This window comes from Streptomyces sp. NPDC059534, assembly GCF_042743475.1.
Classification (GTDB): domain Bacteria; phylum Actinomycetota; class Actinomycetes; order Streptomycetales; family Streptomycetaceae; genus Streptomyces.
Genome location: NZ_JBHWAQ010000102.1, coordinates 1 through 4,872 on the forward strand (window position 1 = coordinate 1; position 4,872 = coordinate 4,872).

Consider the following 4,872-nt stretch of genomic DNA (forward strand, 5'->3'; position numbering starts at 1 on the left):
GAGCCCTTGGGGCTTGCTTGAGCCGTGTGCGGTGAAAGCTGCTTGCACGGTTCTGAGGGGGCGGGGACGCAGCAATGCGTCCCCGCTACCCGACTGATCGTCGGGAGGAGGAACGGCTCGGCCATCGGCACCCTCGTCGAACGAAGCACCCGCTTCACACTGCTGGTCCACCTGCCGAACGGTCGCGCCCCCGGCTTCTTCCAGAAGGCCCTCCTGGAGGCCGTCAAGGACCTCCCGCCCCAGCTAAAGCGGTCCCTGGCCTGGGACCAAGGAGCGGAGATGGCTCACCACCACGCGTTCTCAAAGGCTTCCGGGATCCCGGTCTACTTCTGTGACCTGCACAGCCCATGGCAACGCGGGTCAAACGAGAACACGAACGGTCTGCTGCGGCAGTACTTCCCGAAGGGAACGAACCTGTCCAGGTACTCCAGGAAGGACCTGGACGCCGCCGCCTCAGAGCTGAACATGCGGCCTGGGACACCCCAGCCGAGCGCTTCACCAACCTGCTGAACGGCCCCACCAACCATCGTGTTGCGACGATTTGTTGAATCCGCCCGTAACGCCATCAAGCCAGGCCAGCGCCAGTGAAAACCGATAACGCAGACCCAGTGCACAACACGCGACGCACATCACCTGAACGGTTCGGCCAGCAATCGAGCCGAACGGATGTATGCATCCGCCGTTGGCGATTTATGCACAATCATGAGCTCATCGGCATCCGCGTAGGAGGCGAAGTTCTTCAGGTAGTCTGCAGCTTCGGCAGGTGTGCCAATTGCCGAAAATTCCAGTGATTTCTCAAGCTGATCCCGAATGGAAGAATTTGCGGGCTCTTCCGCTTCCTTTTTGTTAGGTTCTTTGCGTGCAGCCTCGATTTCAAAACGCATGTAGGTGTCAAATTGATCTGAGGCTTTAGTGGAGGTGTTGGAGACCGCCGCATTTATGCCAGCGATGACGTATGGGGCCTTTAGCTGTTCGGACGGTCGGAACTGCCTGCGATAGGTCCTGACGGCCTCATGTAGAGCGGGGGGTGCGAATTGGGAAGCGAAAGCAAAGGGGAGTCCGAGTGAGGCCGCACAGGTGGCTCCTGCGACAGACGATCCGAGAATGTAAAGAGGCACGTTCGTGCCACTGCCAGGCGTTGCCTGCACTCCCTCCACTATGCTGCGACCTGTGAGGTAGCCACGTAGCGCAGCGACGTCTTCGGGGAAGCGGTTCTCCGTGTCTGATGATCTGACCAAGGCGCGAGCTGTGGCCTGATCGGTCCCCGGCGCCCGCCCGAGGCCGAGATCAATACGGCCGGGATGCAGCGTCTCCAGGAGCCCGAATTGTTCCGCGACGGTGAGCGGGGAATGATTCGGGAGCATGACACCGCCAGCGCCAAGGCGAAGGCGCCTGGTGTGAGCTGCGATATGGGCTATGAGAACCGCTGGGGTGGCTGATGCTACCCGCGGGTAATTGTGGTGTTCAGAATACCAGATTCGATGGTATGCCGAATTTTCAGCCATGCGCGCCAGCTCTAAACTTGTATCCAGGGCTTCGCCGGCCGTTTGCCCGGCGTGGACGAGTGCGAGATCAAGTAATGAGATCCGTACCATTCAGGACTCCTAGGGTGATGCAAACGACGGCTGCTTAATGGGAAAAGGAAGTAAGGGTTCCCTGTCAGCGGGGAATGAAGGGTTCCTGTGTTTTCCGGTCCTATTGGCTAATTTATGCGGCGAGCTGCCGATTCGGGTAGGCGTCGTGGACGTCTCGTGGGGTCCGAGTCCCGAGTGACGGCGTATCGTATTGTAACGGAGCTCTATGTGGAGGGTCAACGCCGCGGTAGGCATACTTGCGGGTGAGATAGGGCGGTCCGATAGGGTCGTTCGTTTTTCATGGTCGCGAAGAGCGATTCCGCAAGGGTATTCTCGTAACAGATATCGGGCCGTCCGGCGCCAATAACGTGACAGCACCCACGCATTCGCTCTCTTCAGCAAGGCATTTATTCCTCCCTGAGCTTGACGTTTAACGTCCACCGTCGAACGGGGCTCGAACTTCTTCGGTGTTTTCCCAGTTCACCTGATGTGTGAGGGGCCGCGGGCCGATCCTGTGCTGAGCGACAACGCAGCACGTACTACAGCCGGAGATCTTGAGGGTGGCTGATCGGTGGGGTCGGTTGATGGGCCGCCCAGGCTCGTAGGTGTTGTGGGAGGGGGTCGCCGCGGCGTCGGTAGTGGCTGACGGTGGCGCGGGTCTGGTGCAGGCGACGCCAGAAGTCGCAGGCCAGGACGGTTTGGATGGGGTGGTGGGGGTTGAGGCGGGTGGCGGCGAGGCAGTGCCGGATGCTCTCTGACGGGAGGGCCGCAGGAGCGGTCCGGGGATCAGTCGGTGGTCTCGCTCTCGCCGGTGGCCTGGGCTTTTCCCGGGGCGGCTGGACTCGTGGCCGGAGCGTCGCTGTCCGGTTCGGGGGCGGTCAGGGCGGCGTGCTGGACGGTGAGGAACGCGGTGGCGAGCATGCAGGCGGTGACGTGCCGGTGCCACGGGGTCCACTTGCGGACCTGGTACTGGGCGAAGCCGACGAGCTGCTTGTTGATCTCGTTGTCCTCCTCGATCCGCCAGCGGCCGCCGGCCCGGGTGATGATCTCTGTGAGGGTGGTGCCGACCGGGGCGTGGATGAGGAAGTAGGCGGTCTCCCGGTGGAGTTCGCCGTCCTTGCCGCGCCGGTTGGGGTGCAGAGATCTGCGCATCACCAGCCAGTGCGCGAAACCCTCGGCCGGTGCCTCGTCCTTGACCGTGACGTCGAAGGCGGTGAAGTCGTAGAGGCGCTCTCCCTTCGCGCCGTCGCCCAGGGAGCGGCGTTCCCACTGGGCACGGACCTTGGCGTAGTGCAGCAGGTCCTCCGCTCTTTTCACCGCGGGCTGGCGGGTCTTGCCGGGCGGTCCGGCCAGCGGCAGGTCGACGGGGACGGCCAGGACATAGGGAAGGGTCCGGCGGTGGCAGAAGCCGCGCAGGCCGGGATCGCGTCCGTAACCGGCGTCCGCCAGGACCCAGCCGAACGGGATGTCGGCGGCGAGGGCGTCCTTCAGCATCGCCACGGCCAGTTCCGGTTTGGTGGCGAAGGCGACGTCGTCGGGGATGCCGGCCTCGCGGCACCGCTCGCGGTCGGTGGTCCAGTCCTCGGGGAGGTAGAGACGGCGGTCGATGAAGGCGTGCCCTGCGGGAGCGGCGTAGGTGAGCATGACCATGGTCTGGCAGTTGCGGACATCACCGGTCAGCCCGCAGTGCTGGAAGGCCACCCCGACGGACTTGGTGCCCTTCTTCTGCGCCTGGGTATCGTCGATGACCAGCGATGCCTCCGGGTCACCGAGGTGTTTCACCAGGTAGCTGCGGACCCCGTCCCGTAGCCGGTCGGCGTCCCAGACCGAGCCGTTGAGCAGCCACTGCATCCGGTCCGGTGTCACGTGTCCGGCCCGTTCCGCCAGCGTCCAGCCGTTCTTCTTCGGCAGCTCCGCCAGCAGCCCCTCGACATACTGTGTGAACACCACCCGCGGCTCGGGTCGGTTGAACAACCACCCCAACGAACCGGTCAGCTCGGACAGTTCCGCGTCCCACCCGGCTATCTGCTCAGCCGTCACACCCGTCATCATGCCCGGTCAACGAGCGTGACGGGCCACGGTCACAAGATCTCCGGCTGTAGTACAGGGCCCCGGCAAAGTCGCTATTTGTCCGTTCTGCCGAGCCGGCCGTGGCTGATTCTCGCGCTGACGTCCCAGCTCATGAGGTTCTGATCAGCTCGCAGTCTGGCTGGACAACTCGGATATCTCGCGACTTTGCCGGGGCCCTGCCTACTGAGCATCAATAACTCATCTCTGAGACTCGCGGGATGGCTAACATGAACCGTGATGGAATTTGAATAGAATCCGCCACCTCGCCCGGCGGCACGAGCAATATCATTGTCGCATCGCGGGGATCGCAGTGCCGAATTTGAAAACCCTTACACGATCAATTGCACAGATAAGGATGATCGATGACAGTGAGTTTTTCGAGATACGCCAAAGCGGTCGCCATTGCCGCCATTCCCTTCCTCCTGGCTCCCGGAATCGCCTCCGCCGGAGAGCCGTCGGACACCACAGTGGTAGGCATGCCATACCAGGTGGATCCCGAGCGGAGGGCCGCCCCGACCGTCAAGTGTCCCATGACTTTCCCATATGTTAAAGAAGTCACGGTATCCGCGATAAAGCAGGGACTGACTCCTACAGCTCCGGTTGCGGCCAGATTCGCGGGGTCGAGCGCCTATATCGAGCAGGTGACGTTTGACGTTCAGAACTCGTACAAACTGTCCGACCCCATCCATCCGAGCGTCACATTCTACCTCGGCGCCACGTGCTCGAAAGTGAATCCAGGTGTGCCGCCGAAGAAGACCCGGAACGTCACCGACGAGCAGAATTTCAACCCCGGGGAGCTGAAGTATATGTCAGCCATGTGCCCGGCAAGCTTCCCCTCCCTCCAGAACATCAACGCTGGGGGCCACCAAAGCTTTATGATATGGGAATCATTTTCCACTAGCGCGAATGGGGCTTCCGGCTGGGTGCGCAACACGTCAACTGTACCGAACACACACGCATTGACGGCCGAATGTCGGTAGAGGTTCGGGGTCAGGGCCCCGGCAAAGTCGCTATTTGTCCGTTCTGCCGAGCCGGCCGTGGCTGATTCTCGCGCTGACGTCCCAGCTCATGAGGTTCTGATCAGCTCGCAGTCTGGCTGGACAACTCGGATATCTCGCGACTTTGCCGGGGCCCGGGTCTGTCAATCGAACGGTGTAACGAGGGTGGTTGGGGTTACTGGCGGGCTGCGGAGAGCCGGCCGTCGAAGGTGATGTCGAAGGCGTTCAGC

3 protein-coding genes and 1 pseudogene are annotated in these 4,872 nt (G+C 62.2%); 2 read left to right on the top strand and 2 right to left on the bottom strand.

The window, feature by feature from the left end:
- Positions 1-93: 93 nt before the first annotated feature.
- Positions 94-510 (top strand): annotated as a pseudogene (locus tag ACFVZH_RS39840) (IS30 family transposase); the annotation flags it as partial.
- A 119-nt stretch (positions 511-629) separates the two neighbouring features.
- Here ACFVZH_RS39840 and ACFVZH_RS39845 read toward each other — a convergent pair.
- Entirely contained in the window at positions 630-1,595 is a 966-nt protein-coding gene (locus ACFVZH_RS39845; protein WP_384905483.1) for an LLM class flavin-dependent oxidoreductase, read from the bottom strand.
- Positions 1,596-2,360: 765 nt separating this feature from the next.
- Positions 2,361-3,626 (bottom strand): IS701 family transposase, encoded by a 1,266-nt coding sequence (locus ACFVZH_RS39850; protein ID WP_384905485.1) that lies wholly within the window; start codon positions 3,624-3,626, stop codon positions 2,361-2,363.
- Positions 3,627-4,006: 380 nt separating this feature from the next.
- Between ACFVZH_RS39850 and ACFVZH_RS39855 the strand changes: the two genes are divergently transcribed.
- Positions 4,007-4,624, top strand: a complete 618-nt coding sequence (locus ACFVZH_RS39855; protein WP_384905487.1) for a hypothetical protein — start codon at positions 4,007-4,009, stop codon at positions 4,622-4,624.
- Positions 4,625-4,872 lie beyond the last annotated feature (248 nt).

Excerpts from the sequence above, each read along its gene's own strand:
- ACFVZH_RS39855 (WP_384905487.1), top strand. The coding sequence starts at position 4,007 with ATGACAGTGAGTTTTTCGAGATACGCCAAAGCGGTCGCCATTGCCGCC.
- ACFVZH_RS39850 (WP_384905485.1), bottom strand. The coding sequence starts at position 3,626 with ATGATGACGGGTGTGACGGCTGAGCAGATAGCCGGGTGGGACGCGGAA.
- ACFVZH_RS39845 (WP_384905483.1), bottom strand. The coding sequence starts at position 1,595 with ATGGTACGGATCTCATTACTTGATCTCGCACTCGTCCACGCCGGGCAA.